Origin of the sequence: Microbacterium sp. WHRI 7836, assembly GCF_040223885.2 — a bacterium.
Lineage (GTDB): Bacteria > Actinomycetota > Actinomycetes > Actinomycetales > Microbacteriaceae > Microbacterium > Microbacterium oxydans.
The window spans coordinates 358,165-373,958 of sequence record NZ_CP168171.1 but is presented as its reverse complement, the minus strand read 5'-3'; the positions used below and the strand labels follow the sequence as shown (position 1 = coordinate 373,958).

Genomic DNA, 15,794 nt, shown 5'->3' with positions numbered 1-15,794 from the left:
CGCGGTCAGTCCGCCAGTGCGGCCAGCTCCACCGCGTACTTCCGCTGGTATGCGCGCCAGGTGATCGCCCACCGCTCCGGGTCGTCCAGATCGTCATGGTGCGTGTGGTGCACGGTCTGGTTGTGCGGGGCGGTGCGCACCACCTCGGGGGTCTCCCGCGCCTCACGTGCCACCTCGGCGAGGGTCGCCGCATACTCATCGAGCTCCGCCATGGAGTACGACTCGGTGGGCTCCAGCGTGAACGGCTGCGGCACCACGTAGGGGTGGTGACTCGTCCAGTAGTGCATCCCGAAGTCGGACATCCGCACGCCGATCTCCTCCGACGAGATGCCGGTCTCCTGGTACAGCTCCTCCCACGAGTAGCGCACCTGCTCGATGCGGCGGCGTCCGGTGGCGTACGGCGCGGATGCCCCGGGGATCGCGAGCACACGAGCCATCAGGTAGTTGTTGTTCAGCACGGCGGTCTCCGCGGCGGCGAGCAGCCCCGGAGCCCCCAGTGCCATGATCCAGGAGTAGGCCTTCACGAGCGCGGGGATGACGCCGAAGAACGGGCCGACCGCGCCGATCGACAGCTCTCCGGCCTCGACCACCCCGAAGGTCCCGTCATCCGCCCGCACCACGCGCGGTCCCGGCAGGAACGGGGCGAGCGCCGCGCTCACGGCGTTCGCACCGGATCCCGGTCCACCGCTGCCGTGCGGGGTGCCGAAGGTCTTGTGCAGGTTGAAGTGGCACACGTCGAAGCCGGCGTCGCGGGCGCGCGTGACCCCGAGGATGCCGTTCGCGTTGGCCTGGTCGTACGAGGCGAGGGCTCCGACCGCGTGCGCGGCGTCGACCCACTCCCGGATCGCCGGGTTGTAGATGCCGGTGTCCTCCGGGTTCGTGACCATGATCGCCGCGGTGCGGGGCGACAGGGCGGCCTTCAACGCGTCGAGCGACGGATAGCCCTCGGCATCGGGGTAGACCGTGATGACCTCATAGCCTGCCGCCTTCGCCGCGGCCGCGTTCGAGGGGTGGCTGAAGATCGTGGTGATGACCTCGCGGCGCTGCTCGCCTTCGCCGTTCGCCTCATGGAAGGCCCGGATCATGGCGATGTTCGACCAGATCGCCGCCGAGCCGCCCTGCGTGTGCAGCGACACCTCGTCCATGCCGGAGATCTCGGCGAGCACCCGTTCCAACTGCCAGACGATCTCGAGCACGCCCTGCGCATCGGCCGGATCCTGGTGCGGATGCATCGCGGTGAGCTGCGGGGTGTTCGCGAGCTGGTCGTTGATCTTCGGGGCGTACTTCATGGTGCAGGTGCCCTGTCCGATGTCGACGTTGAAATCGGCACCGAGGTTCTCCTGCGACAGACGCAGGTAGTGCTTGAGCACGCGCATCTGCCCCATCTCGGGCAGCGCGGGACGAGACGGGCGACGCAGGGAGTCCGGCAGCGCGGCGACCACATCGCCCACCGCCTCGCGCACGCCCGGCTCGACCTGCGACACCAGCACGCCGCGTTCACCCGGCGTGGTCAGCTCGAAGATGATCGGCTCGTCCCAGCGGGCCTGCTGGAATCGGCGGAGCGCCGGCTTGGGCGCGACGGGGAGGCTCACTTCTGCTCCTCTGCGAGTTCGGGGGCGACGACTGCGGCAAGCGCACCGGCCAGGATGTCGATGTCGGATTGGGAGACCAGTTCGGTGACGCAGACGAGCAGGCGGTGCTCGCCCACGACCACGCCGGGTTCGATGCCCCGGGCGCGGAGCGCCGTGACGACCTCCGCCACTGGCACCGGAAGGGTCACCGTGAATTCGCGCAGATGCACGGCGTCGTCATCGAGAGAGACACCGGGAACAGCGGCGAGTGCCTGCTGCGCGTACCGGGTGCGGGCGAGCAGCACCTCGCCGAGCTCCGCCATGCCGGTGGGACCCATGAGGGCCAGGTAGACACCGGCGGCGATGCCCCACAGGGCCGCGGCCGTGCCGACCCATTCCTTCCCCTCCTCGCGGTGTGCGAACGAGGTGCGGTCGTAGGCCACGTCGCCGAAGCCGTACTCGCCGGGCACGTCGGTGGTGGCCAGCCCGAACAGGCGCGAGGGCATCTCCATCACGAAAGCGGGGTCGTCGTGCACGGCGATGAAGCCACCGTGGGCTCCGCCGAACCACTGATGCAGGCCGAGGGACTGGATGTCTCCGGTGACGATGTCGGCACCGGAGACCGAGGGCGGGGTGAGCACCCCGTAGCCGATGGGATCGGTGCCGACCACGAGCACGGCGCCGGCAGCGTGCGCGGCATCCGCGATCTCCTGCAGCGCCGCCTCCACTGCGCCGGTGGCACTGGGCGTCTCGACCCACACGGCGGCGACATCGTCGCCGAGTGCGGTCCTGATCCCCTCCACGTCCGCCGTGCCGTTCACGGGCGGCACGTGCTCGAGCGTCAGGTGGGCCCGCACGTAGTCGTGCACCTTCGCGAGCTTCGCCGGCAGCACGTCGCTGACCACCAGCACGCGCCCGCGGCCGGTGAGACGCCCCGACATGGTGAGACCGGTCGCCGTCGCCTGGTAACCGTCGTAGACCGGCACGTTCACGACGTCCATCTCCAACAGCTCCGCCATCAGCGACTGGTACTGGAACAGGGCCTGGAAGCGGCCGTGGTCCTCGTAGGGTTCGCCGGCATAGGCGGTCAGGAACTCGCTGCGGCCGATGACCTCATCCACCACGGCGGGCACGTAGTGGTTGTAGGTGCCCGCGCCGAGGAAGCTCAGCCGTTCCTCTGTCGAGCGGTTCCTGGCGAGCAGTCCGCGCACGTGACGGGCGAGGTCCTGCTCGGCCGCGAACGGTGCCGGCAGGTCGAGCGCCCGGCCGAGTCGCAGCGACTCCGGCACATCGGCGTAGAACTCGTCGACCGACGCGGCGCCGACGGCCGCGAGCATCGCCGCCCTCGACTCGGGGGCGGTGTTGGGGATGTACGGATGCACGAACGGAGTGGTCATGCGTCCTCCTTCACATCATCAGCGCCCGAAGGCGGGGTCAGGGTGGCAAGAGAGAGGGTGTCGGCGCGGGGAGCGGCGAGCACCGCCACGCCGAAGCGTTCGAGCTCCAGACGGCCCGCATGACGCACGCCGGTGAGCAGGTCAACGCCCGGCGACGGGATCTCGAACGCGACGGGCGAGCGCCCGTGATTCAGATAGAACGTGTAGTCGGTGGCGTCGTCTGCTCGGGTGACGACTTCGACGTCGACGTCCGTCCGCTCGCGAGCGGGAAGGCCGGCAGTGCGCAGCACGTCGCGGAACACCGTGAGCAGACCGTCCGGTTCGAACATCGCACTGACGTACCAGGCCGACCCTTCCCCCGCCGCGCGACGGGTCACCGCCGGCAGGCCGTCGAGCTCACCACTCGCATACGTGGCACGCGCCTCGACGTCGTCATCCGCTTCGAGCCATTCGCTCCAGGAGGGCACCGTCAGGAGCTCGCCCGCGAAGTCGATGCTCTCGGTCAGCCCGTCGGCGATCGGCCACTGCTCGTCGACCTCGATGCCGAGCAGATCGCGCAGCAGTCCTGGCGCTCCGCCGTCGTGCACCTTCTCGGTGGCATCCACCACTCCCGAGAACGGCCCGACCACGAGGTGCCCTCCGCGTTCGACGAACGCCTGCAGCGCCTCGGCCTGCGGCTGCTCCACGATGTAGAGGTTCGGCACCACGACCACGTCGTAGCGGTCGAACGGTCCCGTCGCACGCACCGCATCCACCGGCTGGCCGAGCGTGTACAGCGCCCGGTGCCAGGCGCGGGCCTGCTGTGCCCACTGCAACCGCTGCGAGGGCAGCGACTCGACGGCGCTGGTGCCCCACCACGAGTCCCAGTCCACCACCAGCGCCACGCGCGAGCGCACCCGGGTGCCGCGCACGGGTTCGAGCTTCTTCAGCTCATTGCCCAGCGCCTTGGTCTCCTGGAAGCTGCGCGAACGCTCGCCTCTGTGGCCGAGCATCGAGGAGTGGAACTTCTCCTGGCCGTACTTCGCCTGGCGCCACTGGAAGAACATCACGGCGTCGGAGCCGTGGGCGACGGCCTGCAGGCTCTCGACGCGGATCTTGCCAGGAGCCTTGGGCACGTTCACGTCGCGCCAGCTCGTGGCGCTCGCGGACGACTCCAGCAGCAGCCACGGCTGTCCGTCCTTGAGCGAGCGCATCAGTCCGTAGTTGAGGGCGGCGCCGACGTGCGAGGTCGGGTCGGCCGGCTCCGGGTAGGCGTCATCGGTCACGACGTCTTCGACGGCGGAGAAGTCCCAATAGTTCAGATCGCGGAACATGCTCATAAAGTTCGTGGTCACCGCGATGTCGGGCGTGACCTCGCGCAGCACGTCGATCTCCACCTGGAACAGCTCGAGCAGCGCATCCGACGAGAAGCGCTCGAAGTCGAGCAGCTTGGTGGGGTTGACCGGGCCCGGAGCCTTCTTCGGCGTCTCGATGTGCTCCCACGAGGTGTAGCGCTGACCCCATACGTTCACGCCCCAGGCCTCGTTCAGCCCGTCGAGGTCGCCGTAGCGGTTCTGCAGCCAGCGGCGGAAGTGGCGGGCCGACTCGGGGCACCAGCAGCGCGAGGTGTGGTCGCCGTATTCGTTCGAGATGTGCCACATCGCGAGCCCCGGGTGCTCGCCGTAGCGCTCGGCCATGGCTCTGGCCATACGGGCGACGTTCTCGCGCCAGATCGGGGATGAGGGACAGTACGTCTGGCGGGATCCGAACTCGAGCCGGTGGCCGTCCGCGTCCCACGGCGCCATCTCGGGGTGCGCGCGCAGCAGCCACGACGGCGGGGTCGCGGTGGCGGTGGCGAGGTCGATCGCGATGCCCGCTTCCCACAGCAGGTCGATGATGCGGTCGAGCCAGGCCCAGTCGAAGATGCCGGGCTCCGGCTCCAGCTGCGGCCAGCTGAAGATCGGCAGGCTCACCATGTTCACGCCGGCTTCACGCATCAGACGGATGTCTTCGTGCCAGGTCGCTTCCGACCACTGGTCGGGGTTGTAGTCGCCGCCGTAGGCGAGGGCGTCGAGGCGGACGCGTCGGGTGGGCTGGTCGCCACCGGGTGCGGGCACGAAGTCTCCTCTCTGAGTCATCACCGGCTGATCCCGGCCGGGCACTGGTGCAAATCCGGGATCGGCTGTATTCTGTATACACACACTAAGACGTCGTCAGAGGCCCGTCAACCCATAGGCTGACGGGCAGGCGGCAGAAGAGGGGATGCATGGCGATCGAACGCAAGAACCTGCGCTCGCAGGTTCGGCAGGAGCTGCTGACCCGCATGCGCGCCGGACTCGTGCAGCCCGGCGAGGGCATCAATGAGGTGCAGCTCGCCACCGAACTCGGCGTCAGCCGCACCCCGCTCCGCGAGGCGCTCATCGCCCTCGAATCCGAAGGACAGATCGAGAGCGAGAACGGCAAGGGCTTCCGCTTCGTCCCGCTCAGCGCCTCGGAGTTCCGCGACCTCGCCCCTGTGATGGCGGCCCTCGAGAGCCTCGCACTCGAGCTGAGTCCGCCCGACGAGCTGCGTCGCATCGGCGCGCAGCTCAAGGAGATGGCCGACGCCTTCGCCGACGAGCTCGTCGAGCATCAGCTCGTCATCACCAAGGACGACGAGTGGCACAGCATGATGCTGTCGGCCTGCCCCAACGCCCGCCTGCTCGCCGTCATCGACAACGTGCGCAGCTCATTCCACCGCTACGAGTCGCTCCTCGTGCCCGAAGACGTCAAGGTCGAACGCGTCGCTGCCGAGCACGCCGAGATCGCCCGGCACCTCGCCGACGGCGACGTCCCCGGCGCCGTCGAAGCGCTCAAGCTCAACTGGATGCACGGCATGCAGCGCATCCTCGACAACGCCACGAGCTCTTACTTCACGGCGTAGTCCTGCTCCACCCGCACGTCCTTCCGTTCCCATCCGGACGCGACTCTTCCTCGCCCTGGGCACCCTCCGCGGAGTACCGTCTGAACCACTACGCCTGACGCGCAGGGTCGCATCCACCGACAGGAGCAAGATCATGGCCGTGATTTCCCGAGGTTTCGGTGCTCGACGCAGGGAGAGCACCCCGGAACTCCCGCCAGGGCAGTACCTCACCGAGGACTTCCCCGTGCTCTCCGCCGGGCCGACACCGAACATCCACATGTCGGAGTGGAGCTTCGGCATCCGCAACGAGGCCGGCGAGGTCGTCTCCTGGACGTGGGATCAACTGCACGAGCTGCCCATCGAAGACGTGCACACCGATATCCACTGCGTGACGCGATGGTCGAAGCTCGGCACCTCCTGGCGCGGAGTCTCTCTCGACACGCTCTTCGAGGGGATCGACACCGCCGCCTCCTTCGCGATGGCCCATTCCTACGGCGGATACACCACGAACATCCCCCTCGACGATCTGCTGGGCGGGCAGTCGTGGATCGCATTCGAGTTCGAGGGTGAGCCGCTCGCCCCGGAGCACGGCGGCCCCGCTCGGCTGATCGTGCCGCACCTCTATTTCTGGAAGAGCGCGAAGTGGCTCAGGGCACTCACCCTGATGGAGGAGGACGCCCCGGGCTTCTGGGAGCAGAACGGCTACAACATGCACGGCGATCCGTGGACGGAGGAACGCTATTGGTGACGGTCGGCGGCTGGCGTGAGGCGCGGGTGACGGGCGCGCACGCGGAGACGGATTCGGCCCGCACGATCAGCCTCAGCGTGCCGGGCTGGCCGGGGAGCGACCCGGGACAGCACGTCGATATCCGGCTCACCGCCGAAGACGGCTACCAGGCGGTCCGCTCCTACTCGCTCGCCTCCTTCGGTGACGGCGAGACGATCGAACTCGCGGTCGACGAGATCCCCGACGGGGAGGTCTCCCCCTATCTGGTGCGGGACGTCCGCGTCGGCGATGAGCTCGAGGTGAAGGGCCCGCTGGGGAGATACTTCGTGTGGCGTCCGGAAATCCCCGGTCCCGTGCAGCTCATCGCCGGGGGATCCGGCATCGTGCCGCTGATGTCGATGGTGCGGGCGGCGCAGGCCGCAGGGGCGACCGACTCGGTGAGGTTGCTCTACTCGGTGAGGGCTCCGCACGAAGCCCTCTACCGCAGTGAGCTCGAGGCAGCACCCGCAGGGGCCGCCGCGGATGTGCGATGGGCGTTCACCCGTTCTGGTCCTGACGGATGGGCGGGCGCTGTCGGGCGCGTCACCGAAGAGGTGCTCCGAGATGCCACCTGGCCAGCGGAACGCGCTCCCCTGGTCTTCGTGTGCGGGCCGACCGGGTTCGTCGAACATGTGGCCGACCTGCTGGTCGGCCTCGGGCATGCGCCGGAACGTGTGCGCACCGAACGATTCGGAGGAAAGTGATGGATGCTGCCGCCCCCGCACAGACCGTCGACGGAAACGCGATCGCCGGCATGCTCTGGGACCTCTTCGGCGCCGACGTCACCGCGCTGGTCGGCACCTGCGGCGGTTGCGGCGCGCTCGCGCCCCTCGCCGAGACCGTGGTCGAGCTCGATCGTCACGCCGCCATCGTGCGGTGCCGCACGTGCACCCGCACGCTCTTCACCGTGCTGCAGTCCTCCGACGGCACGTCGATGCGCGTCGGACTGTTGCACGCGGTCCACTCCTCCGGTTAGCACCCCCGGGGCACCCCGCTCCCGATGACGGGAGCCCGTCATCGATCTCCCGACGGGGACGGCGCATCCAGCTTCTTCGCCAACTGGTGGTGGGCGTAGGGCGAGTCGGAGAAGGGCGCGACCGGTTCATATCCGAGTCGCTGGTAGAGCCGGTGTGCCTCGGCGAGGTCGCGGCGCACGGTCAGCCGGAGAGTGTGCAGGCCGCGCTCGGCACTCATCGATTCGAGTTCGCGGATCAGGGAGCGGCCGACACCACGCCCGCGCGCGGCGGGGGCGATGTACACCCGCGTGATCTCGCCTGCTCCCGGTCCGACGAATCGAACGCCTCCGCAGCCGACCGCCTGCGCGCCGTCTCGAACGACGAGCAGGAACCCGGTGTCATCCCGGAGGTCGTCGCTCGGGTCGCTCTCCATCTCCTGCTCCACCTCCGCCGCCGTGGCCGGCCGATCCCAGTACCGCCCGATGACTTCCGCGAAGAAGGACTCCAGGATCCCTCGACCTTCCGGCGAGCGCGGGTCTTCGAGCGTGATCGTGCGCGGTTCGTGCATCACAACAGCTAACCAGGCCCCGGCGTGGCGGAACGACGCCGAAGGCGCTCAGCTGAGCTGCACGGCGAGGTCGATGAAGAGCGCAGCCGACCAGCCGAACGCGGTGGTGGCCGTGCGCGCCTTCTGACCTGTGCGCGGGTTGAAGTACTCGTGCGGACCACCGCCGTGGATCACGAGCGCCACGGTCTGCTCCCGCAGCTCCCGCGCCCGCTCGGCGTAGCCCGAAGCCTCGAGCCCTTCCGCGATGAGCGTGCTCGTGTTGACCCACACCGGGCCACGCCACATGCGCTCGTCCGAGAAGTCCGGGTCAGAGGCCGCGACCGTGGGCAGACCCCAGGGCAGGCGGAAGCGTTCGGGGTCGTCGACGGCTGCGCGCAACGCCTCGGCGATCGACGTCGGCAGCGTGCCCGTGAGCAGCGGCATCAACCCGACGACGGTGTCGCTGAGCTGCACCTCCCCTCCGCCGAACGCGAGGAAGCGAGCACGCTCGGGATCCCACATGCGCAGCAGCAGCTCCTGCGTGGCCTCGGCCCGCTCGCGGAACCGCGAGACGTCGGCATCCGGCTCGTACCTCTCCAGCAGCGACGCGAGTTCCCGATCCTGGCGCACGAGGTACGCCCCGAGGTCGGGGGCCGCGGTCGGCAACGGACCGTCGAAGATCGGGCTGTCGTCGAGGCCGGAGGAGTACGGGTGACCGTACTCGGGCATCCCGTCGTGGTCGAGGTCGCTTCCCGCGAACCACCAGTCCTGCGAGCGGACGATGCGCGCCAGCTGCGTCCTCGCGTAGTCGGGGGCGTCCTCGGCCTCGAGCACCTTGCGCAGCACCCAGGCGGCGAGCGGCGGCTTCGTCAGCGGCACCGGGGCACTCGGATCGGCGATCTGCGAGCCGGCGCGACGCAGGTTGGCGCGGTCACTCTCGGGCAGGTCATCGCTGGTGGCCAGCACCCCGAGCTCGTGCACCACGTCGGGCAGCTGCCCGTCTGACTGGGCGAACCGGAAGGCGAGGTCGAGCTGTTCGCGCGCGAGCTCCGGGTCGCCGTGTCGCAACCCGACGGCGATGAAGTACGCATCCCACTGCCACAGGCCGACATATCCGATCTTCGACGGGACGATCGCCCTGGCGTCGCCGAGAGAGGGCAGCTCGACGACGTTCGCCCCGAGCACCCACCAGCAGAACGCGGTCATCTCCTGCAGGTCGTCGCGGACGGTCGGGCACTTCGCGAACCAGTCGGCCCAGATCTCCTCCGTCGCGGCGAGCGCGGCAGCATGGTCGCCGGGCTCGACGACGACGGCACGATCGGCATCGATGCGGAGTCGAAGCCCGTCACCGAGCGGATGCTCATCCACACGCCCGTCCGGTCGCCGCAACCGCACCCGCAACCCGGGTTCTCCCCCGAGGCTCAGCGTCGACGGGTCGGCGAACGTCAGCGTCGCCGCCGCATCACCGAACGTCACCCGCGCCGGGTGCACGTCGGTCACCGGAAGCACCGCTCCCGCGGCATCCACCACAACGAGCGCGTCCAGCACCCGGCACTCCGACAGCCGCCTCTCGTACTCCGAGGTGTGCACGCGCACGCCCTCCCCGTGTTCCGCGCGAAACACGAGCACCCGCGAGCGGGGCAGCGTGAAGGGGGCGGTGACGAGGTCGAGGTGACGCCCGGCGAGCGCTGCGGCATCCGTCATCATCGTCCTCCGAGACCCGACGCGGCCATGCTGTTGAGGATCTTGCGCTGGCCGATCACGAACACGATCAGCATCGGCACGGTGGCGATCGCGGAGGCCGCCATCACGAGTCCGTAGTTGACCGACCCCTGCTGGCTCTCGAACGCGTTCAGCAGCAGCGGCACCGTGAACAGGTCGGGCGAGTTCAGCAGCACCAGCGGGAACAGGAAGGCATTCCACACGTCGAGCGCCACGATGATGCTGAGGGCTGCGAGACCGGGCTTGAGGTTCGGGAGCACGACGCTCCAGAAGATGCGCCAGCGGCCGGCGCCGTCGACGATGGCCGCCTCTTCGAGTTCGCGCGGCAGCGCCAGCACGAACTGACGCATCAGGAACACCGCGAACGGGTTCGCCATGATCCCCGGCACGATCAGCGCGAGATGCGAGTCGACCCAGCCGAGGTTCGACATCAGCAGGTAGAACGGGATCAGCGTCACCTGCTTCGGGATCATCTGCGTCGCCAGGAAGACGATGAAGAGCACCTTGCTGCCGCGGAATCGGATGCGCGCGAACGCGTAGCCGGCCATCGAGGCCGTGAGCAGGGTGCCCACCACCACGAGGATCGCGATGTAGGCGCTGTTCAGGTAGGCCTGCCCGAACGGCACCGCGTTCCACGCCTCGGTGTAGTTGTCGAAGGTCCAGGGGTCTGGCAGGAACTGCAGGGGGTTCTTCAGCAGCTGCGGCAGCGTCTTGAACGAGGTCAGCAGCATCCAGATGAACGGGAACACCATCGCGATCCCGGCGATGACGAGCACGACGTGCAACGCGGTCGAACCGAGCCGGCGGCGCGCGCGATCGGCGGCAGGACCACCACGGCCACGCGAACGGTAGCCGGGCGCGGTGATCGCGACGGTGGAGTCGGTCGCCGGAGCGTGGCCGGTGAGGGGAGGCGTCTGGATGCTCATGCGGGGTCATCCTCGTAGTGGACGAACTTCTTCTGCGCGCCGAACTGCACCGCGGTGATGACGAGGGTCAGCACGAGCAGGATGATGCTCGCGGCACTGGAGGGACCGAACTCGAACCGCCCGAAGCCCAGATCGAAGATGTGGTAGACGATCGTGCGGGTCGCGTTGTCGGGGCCCGCGTCCTGCACGAGCACGTAGACCGTGTCGAATGTCTGCAGGGAGGAGATGAACGCGACGACCGACGAGAAGAACACGATCGGCGAGAGCAGCGGCAGACGGATGCTGGTGAACAACCGCCAGGGGCCGGCGCCGTCGATGCGCGCGGCCTCGATCACCGAGGGCGAGATGTTCTGCAGCCCGGCGAGGAAGATCACGACGTTGAGCCCCATCGACGACCAGATCGTGACGATGCAGACGGCCAGGAGGGCGAGCTTCGGATCCTGCAGCCAGTCGGGAGGGGTGACCCCGAAGACCTTCGAGATCGTCGTGGAGAGCAGGCCGTCGGAGCGGAACATCTGCTGCCAGATCATCGCCACGGCAACCGTCGAGGTCACGACCGGGGCGAAGAACAGGATCAGGTAGAGCGTGCGCGTCTTGAGCTTCTCGAGCGCGACCGCGACGATCACCGAGAGGCCGAGACCGATGGGGACCGTGACGATCGCGATGATGAGCGTGTTGATGATCGCTCGCCACAGCAGCGGATCCGTCAACTGGTCGGCGAAGTTCGCGAACCCCACCCACGTGAGGTCGGACAGACCGTCCCAGTCGGCGAACGCCAGCACCAGGCTGGCGGCGAACGGCAGGACGACGAACAGGCCCATGCCGATCAGCTGCGGGCCGACGAAGACGTACCCCCACCGCCGATCACGGCGGCGCCAGAGCGCCTCCTTGCGCAGGGGCGGGGCGGATGCCGCAGGGGTGACCTGCGGCATCCGCCCGTTCTCGGTGACAGTGCTCACGCCTACTTCTCCGACCGGTCCTTGACCACGTCGGCGATCGTGTCGAGGGTGGCCTGCGCGTCGGTCTTGCCCTGGTAGAGCTTCAGGAACTCGTCCGCGATCGCGGTCGGCAGGCCAGGCACGCGCGCCTCGGCGGGGTAGTCCTCGAATCCGATGTCACGCATGTCGAGGAAGGTCTGCGCATGCGCGGGGTAGTCGCCCTCGAGCACCACATCATCGGCGCCCTTGATCGACGGGACGGCATTGCCGCCGCCCTGCAGACGGAAGGTCTGCCCCTCCGCCGAGAGGAACTCGGTCCAGAACGTGAACGCGGCGTCCTTCACCTTGGTCTTGCCGTTGATGGCGAGGAAGCTGGTCGCGACTCCGGTCGGAGCGGCTTCGCCGTCGGGAGTCGGCCACTGCACGATGTCGTAGCTGTCCTGCTCGCCCGTCGCGCTCACCGTGCCGATCGTGTAGCGGCCCTGCACGAAGAAGCCGGCCTTGTGCGTGACGAACACGCTGTCGGCCCCGGCCCCGTCCGGCAGGGTGTCCGCCACGACGAAGGTGCCGTCTTCGAACAGGTCGCCGAGCTGCTGCACGGACTCGACGGTGTCGGCATCCTTGTTCGCGACGAACGCACCGGAGTCGTCGTACGGGGCGTCGAGGCCCTGTGAAGACAGCCAGCTCCAGTGCGTCGCCCAGTAGTTCCAGTACATCGTTCCCGTCAGGCCCGCGTCGTGGAGCTTCTTGTTCATCTCGAGGAACTTGTCGGTCGTCCACTCGCCGTTCTCGGCCAGGGTCGCCGGGTCTTCGGTGATGCCGGCGGCGGCGAGCGCCTGCTTGTCGTACCAGAACACGTCGGGGTTCGAGTCGTTCGGGGCGGCGTACACCTCGCCGTCGTTCTCGGCGGCGCCGAAGAGTCCGGGGAAGAAGTCGTCTTTCTTCGTCTTGCTCTCCTTCGAGTCCATCAAGTCGCTGAGCGGCATGAGCCGGTTCGAGTCGACGAACTGGCCGATCTTGTCGTCGCCCACGTAGAACACGTCGGGGGCGGTGTTGCTGGTGAGCTGAGCGAGCAGCTTGGAGTGGTAGTCGCCGTAGTCCGCCACGGGCTGCAGCTTGACCTTGATGTCGGGGTGGCGCTCCATGAAGTCCTTGTTGAACTCCTCATAGCGGGTGAGCTCGTCGGCCGTGCCCCAGGTCGACCAGACGACGGTGGCGTTGCCGTCGGCGTCGACGCCTCCACCGCCTCCTCCACCTCCACCGCTGCACGCGGCGAGTCCGAGTGCCAGAGCGCCGGCGGCCCCCAGTGCCAGAAACCGCGTCACGTTCGCACGTGCCATCTCGCTACCTCTTTCATCATTGGAAGATCAGGTCGGGAACACCCTTCGGGCGTACTGGTATTCTGTATACAGAACGCAATCCTGTCAAGGAATCGTGGTGGGGACCGGGCCATCGAGACCATCCCGTGACGAACGAGCGGGGCATGACGCAGACTGGCTCCATGACCGATCCTGATCCGCACCTGATCGACCCCGCACTCCTTCCGACACCGTTCACCGCCGCGGAGATCCGCGACGCCATCGGAAACGGCACGACGATCCACCTTCTCCTGGAAGGTCCGGATGGCCCGCTCGGCGAGCACGTCAACCGCTATCACGACGTGGACGACGAGGGTGCGACGCTGGACCGCTGGTCGGTCGAGGACCCGAAGGCAGTCGTCTCGAACCGGGTGACCTGGCTCGAACTCCAGGGCCACTCCGCGTTCGATCCCGAGACCACGAGTGTGTCGACGGTGAGCCTGACGACTCCCCTCGGCGCGCTGACCTGCCGCAGGTACGACACCGTCGACGGTGTCTTCTGGTTCTCTGTCGACCACCCCGGCATGCCGGTGCAGTTCGAATCCGACGGACTGCGCACGACAGTGCTGAGCATCGAGCGCGACTGAGACGAGGACCGCGAGGGGCGAGCGCTGCCCGCAGGGCTCTCGCGGATACAGGCGTCTCGGCTCAGTTCTCCGCGGGAACGCCGCCTTCTGCCCGCTGCTGAACCCGGAGGGCCGAGTGCAGGTAGAACCCGGCTATCACCAGCGCCACCACGCCGCCGACCAGGGCCAAGGTCCGATCGGGCATGCCGAAGGCACCGAATGACGCGGCGACTCCCTGGATCAAGAAGAAGGCGCTGAGAAGAAGCGCGCTGCCTCGCGTGCTGGTCATCTTCCACCACGGACGCGGGGCATCGGATTCGCCGGCGCCTCGAAAGGTGCGCGCTGCGACGACGACAACTACCAAGAGAGCCACGGTCGCCCACGCGAATCCGAGTTCGTAACTGATGGCTGCGAGCGGAACCGCGGTGAGCGTGATCCCGACGATGACGACGAGCAGGTACCCGACCTTGGCGGCCGGTGTCTTGATGCGCATGAGCCCCTACGTTCCTCCGCCCGACACACGACGAGCGACACTTCGAAAGGTAGCCGCTCCTCGGGGAGGCGTCTGTCGGCCGTTCGGGGGACATCTCCTCAGCGCCCCGGAAATCTGCGCCCCTTGTCCGATATGAAGCACGGCGAGACGTCGGTGGAGGCGGTCGTCGCGTGACGGTGATTGGGAGGACGCTCCGCCCGCGGACGCCCCCGAACGTCGGCACCCCGGCGTAGGGTCGCACCATGAGCAGCACAGCATCCGGAGAACGTCATGGAGTGGTCCCCTCCTATCTGCTCGCGCGTCTGGCCGAGTCTGGCCGCTTCCCGAAGGCCGCAGCTGCCGCGCGACAGACCCTGACCGCCGGGCGTCCGCCGTTCCGCGCCCGCATCGACCTGTCGATCGACGAGAACGGCGACCTCGTGGCGCAGCTGTCCGACGCCCCCAACCGCACCATCAGCGACGCGGGCAACACTCAGCAGCTGCCCGGCGCTGTCGTGCGCGGCGAAGACGACGCCCCGGTCGAAGATACCGCGGTGAACGAGGCCTACGACGGACTCGGGGCCACCTTCGAGATGCTCCTGGCGGCGTTCGGCCGCAACTCCCTCGACGACGCTGGAGCCCCGCTGGATGCGACCGTGCACTACGGCGTCGATTATGACAACGCGTTCTGGGACGGCGAGCGCATGGTCTTCGGCGACGGAGACGGCGAGGTGTTCCAGCACTTCACCGGCTCGCTCACCGTCATCGGCCACGAGCTCGCCCACGGCGTGGTGCAGCACACCGCCGACCTCGAGTATCAGGGGCAGCCCGGCGCCCTGAACGAGTCGATCGCCGATGTGTTCGGCGCCCTGACCGAGCAGTACTCCCTCGGCCAGACGGCCGACCAGGCGACGTGGCTCATCGGCGCCGAGATCTTCACCGACGCCGTGGAAGGCGCGGCGCTGCGCTCGATGATCGCGCCCGGCACCGCCTACGACGACGACGAACTCGGCCGCGATCCGCAGCCCGACCACATGAGCGGCTTCGTCCGCACCACGGAAGACAACGGCGGGGTGCACATCAATTCCGGCATCCCCAATCGCGCGTTCGCCCTCTTCGCCACCGACCTCGGCGGCAACGCCTGGGAGCGCGCGGGAACCGTCTGGTATCGCGCTCTCACCGGAGGCCTGTCGAGCACCGCGACCTTCACGCAGTTCGCCGACGCCACCGTCGCCGCGGCCACGACCATCGATGCCGCCACAGCCGCAGCCGCTCGACGGGCGTGGACGACCGTGGGAGTCTATGAGGATGAGCGAGTACCCTCCACCGACTGACGCGCAAGTCGTCATCGCGGTGGTGCGCACCGGCGGCATCGCCGGTATCCGTCGCCAATGGCGGGTGGAAGCGGAACCCGACGACGCCGTGGAGTGGATCGATCTGATCGACCGCTGCCCGTGGGACCAGGAACCGGACGGCAGCGTCGGTGCCGACCGGTTCATGTGGAGCATCCGAGCGCGCACGCCGTCCGAGAGACGCGAACGCGAGCTGCCGGACTCCGCGCTCGACGGCCCCTGGCGCGCGCTCGTCGACGCCGTGCGCGCGGCCTCCGCCTGACGCGCCCGGCGCACGGCGGCATCCGATCAATCGCGTGTGAATCCGGCCCTGTCTCGGCCGCACGGGGTCACAATGGACCC

At 68.4% G+C, this 15,794-nt stretch carries 16 protein-coding genes; 7 read left to right on the top strand and 9 right to left on the bottom strand.

The window, feature by feature from the left end; genetic code table 11:
- Positions 1–5: 5 nt before the first annotated feature.
- From gcvPB to ABRP18_RS01785, 3 genes are read right to left on the bottom strand one after another with little or no spacing between them, the layout of a single operon-like run.
- Positions 6–1,592, bottom strand: coding sequence for an aminomethyl-transferring glycine dehydrogenase subunit GcvPB (gene gcvPB, locus ABRP18_RS01795; RefSeq protein WP_349885404.1), 1,587 nt, complete (start codon positions 1,590–1,592; stop codon positions 6–8).
- Complete coding sequence (gene gcvPA / locus ABRP18_RS01790) at positions 1,589–2,968, bottom strand: aminomethyl-transferring glycine dehydrogenase subunit GcvPA (protein WP_349885403.1); 1,380 nt, start codon at positions 2,966–2,968, stop codon at positions 1,589–1,591. Before gcvPA ends, gcvPB begins: the two co-directional genes overlap by 4 nt.
- Positions 2,965–5,064: a beta-galactosidase gene (locus tag ABRP18_RS01785; RefSeq protein ID WP_349885402.1), complete on the bottom strand. Its 2,100-nt coding sequence runs from the start codon at positions 5,062–5,064 to the stop codon at positions 2,965–2,967. Before ABRP18_RS01785 ends, gcvPA begins: the two co-directional genes overlap by 4 nt.
- Positions 5,065–5,213: 149 nt before the next feature.
- Between ABRP18_RS01785 and ABRP18_RS01780 the strand changes: the two genes are divergently transcribed.
- The 4 genes from ABRP18_RS01780 to ABRP18_RS01765 all read left to right on the top strand — a co-directional run bounded on the left by ABRP18_RS01780 (position 5,214) and on the right by ABRP18_RS01765 (position 7,591).
- Positions 5,214–5,870: a GntR family transcriptional regulator gene (locus tag ABRP18_RS01780; protein WP_046746915.1), complete on the top strand. Its 657-nt coding sequence runs from the start codon at positions 5,214–5,216 to the stop codon at positions 5,868–5,870.
- 133 nt (positions 5,871–6,003) lie between these two features.
- A complete protein-coding gene (locus tag ABRP18_RS01775) occupies positions 6,004–6,597 on the top strand; it encodes a sulfite oxidase-like oxidoreductase (RefSeq protein ID WP_113680299.1) in 594 nt (197 codons plus the stop codon).
- Positions 6,594–7,319, top strand: a complete 726-nt coding sequence (locus tag ABRP18_RS01770) for a ferredoxin reductase (RefSeq protein ID WP_349885748.1) — start codon at positions 6,594–6,596, stop codon at positions 7,317–7,319. The genes ABRP18_RS01775 and ABRP18_RS01770 overlap by 4 nt, the downstream gene beginning before the upstream one ends.
- Complete coding sequence (locus ABRP18_RS01765; RefSeq protein ID WP_113680297.1) at positions 7,319–7,591, top strand: DUF6510 family protein; 273 nt, start codon at positions 7,319–7,321, stop codon at positions 7,589–7,591. The genes ABRP18_RS01770 and ABRP18_RS01765 overlap by 1 nt, the downstream gene beginning before the upstream one ends.
- 38 nt (positions 7,592–7,629) lie before the next feature.
- Here ABRP18_RS01765 and ABRP18_RS01760 read toward each other — a convergent pair whose 3' ends face one another.
- The 5 genes from ABRP18_RS01760 to ABRP18_RS01740 are packed head-to-tail and all read right to left on the bottom strand — an operon-like array spanning position 7,630 to position 13,044.
- Positions 7,630–8,139, bottom strand: a complete 510-nt coding sequence (locus ABRP18_RS01760) for a GNAT family N-acetyltransferase (protein ID WP_113680296.1) — start codon at positions 8,137–8,139, stop codon at positions 7,630–7,632.
- 48 nt (positions 8,140–8,187) lie between these two features.
- Positions 8,188–9,825 carry an amylo-alpha-1,6-glucosidase gene (locus ABRP18_RS01755; RefSeq protein ID WP_218867848.1) on the bottom strand — a complete coding sequence of 546 codons (1,638 nt, stop codon included), beginning with the start codon at positions 9,823–9,825 and terminating at the stop codon, positions 8,188–8,190.
- Complete coding sequence (locus tag ABRP18_RS01750; RefSeq protein WP_113680294.1) at positions 9,822–10,766, bottom strand: carbohydrate ABC transporter permease; 945 nt, start codon at positions 10,764–10,766, stop codon at positions 9,822–9,824. The genes ABRP18_RS01755 and ABRP18_RS01750 overlap by 4 nt, the downstream gene beginning before the upstream one ends.
- Positions 10,763–11,725, bottom strand: a complete 963-nt coding sequence (locus ABRP18_RS01745; protein WP_052748623.1) for a carbohydrate ABC transporter permease — start codon at positions 11,723–11,725, stop codon at positions 10,763–10,765. The genes ABRP18_RS01750 and ABRP18_RS01745 overlap by 4 nt, the downstream gene beginning before the upstream one ends.
- 2 nt (positions 11,726–11,727) lie before the next feature.
- The gene (locus ABRP18_RS01740; protein WP_052748624.1) at positions 11,728–13,044 is read right to left on the bottom strand and encodes a sugar ABC transporter substrate-binding protein; all 1,317 of its coding nucleotides are present in this window, start codon (positions 13,042–13,044) and stop codon (positions 11,728–11,730) included.
- Positions 13,045–13,205: 161 nt separating this feature from the next.
- On the opposite strand from ABRP18_RS01740, the gene ABRP18_RS01735 reads away from it, so the two are divergent.
- The gene (locus ABRP18_RS01735) at positions 13,206–13,649 is read left to right on the top strand and encodes a hypothetical protein (RefSeq protein WP_230977981.1); all 444 of its coding nucleotides are present in this window, start codon (positions 13,206–13,208) and stop codon (positions 13,647–13,649) included.
- Between the two features lie 61 nt (positions 13,650–13,710).
- On the opposite strand, the gene ABRP18_RS01730 is transcribed toward ABRP18_RS01735, so the two are convergent.
- Complete coding sequence (locus ABRP18_RS01730; protein WP_113680292.1) at positions 13,711–14,121, bottom strand: hypothetical protein; 411 nt, start codon at positions 14,119–14,121, stop codon at positions 13,711–13,713.
- A 242-nt stretch (positions 14,122–14,363) separates the two neighbouring features.
- Between ABRP18_RS01730 and ABRP18_RS01725 the strand changes: the two genes are divergently transcribed.
- Positions 14,364–15,434 carry a M4 family metallopeptidase gene (locus ABRP18_RS01725; RefSeq protein WP_349885401.1) on the top strand — a complete coding sequence of 357 codons (1,071 nt, stop codon included), beginning with the start codon at positions 14,364–14,366 and terminating at the stop codon, positions 15,432–15,434.
- The gene (locus tag ABRP18_RS01720; RefSeq protein ID WP_349885400.1) at positions 15,409–15,714 is read left to right on the top strand and encodes a protealysin inhibitor emfourin; all 306 of its coding nucleotides are present in this window, start codon (positions 15,409–15,411) and stop codon (positions 15,712–15,714) included. The genes ABRP18_RS01725 and ABRP18_RS01720 overlap by 26 nt, the downstream gene beginning before the upstream one ends.
- Positions 15,715–15,794 lie beyond the last annotated feature (80 nt).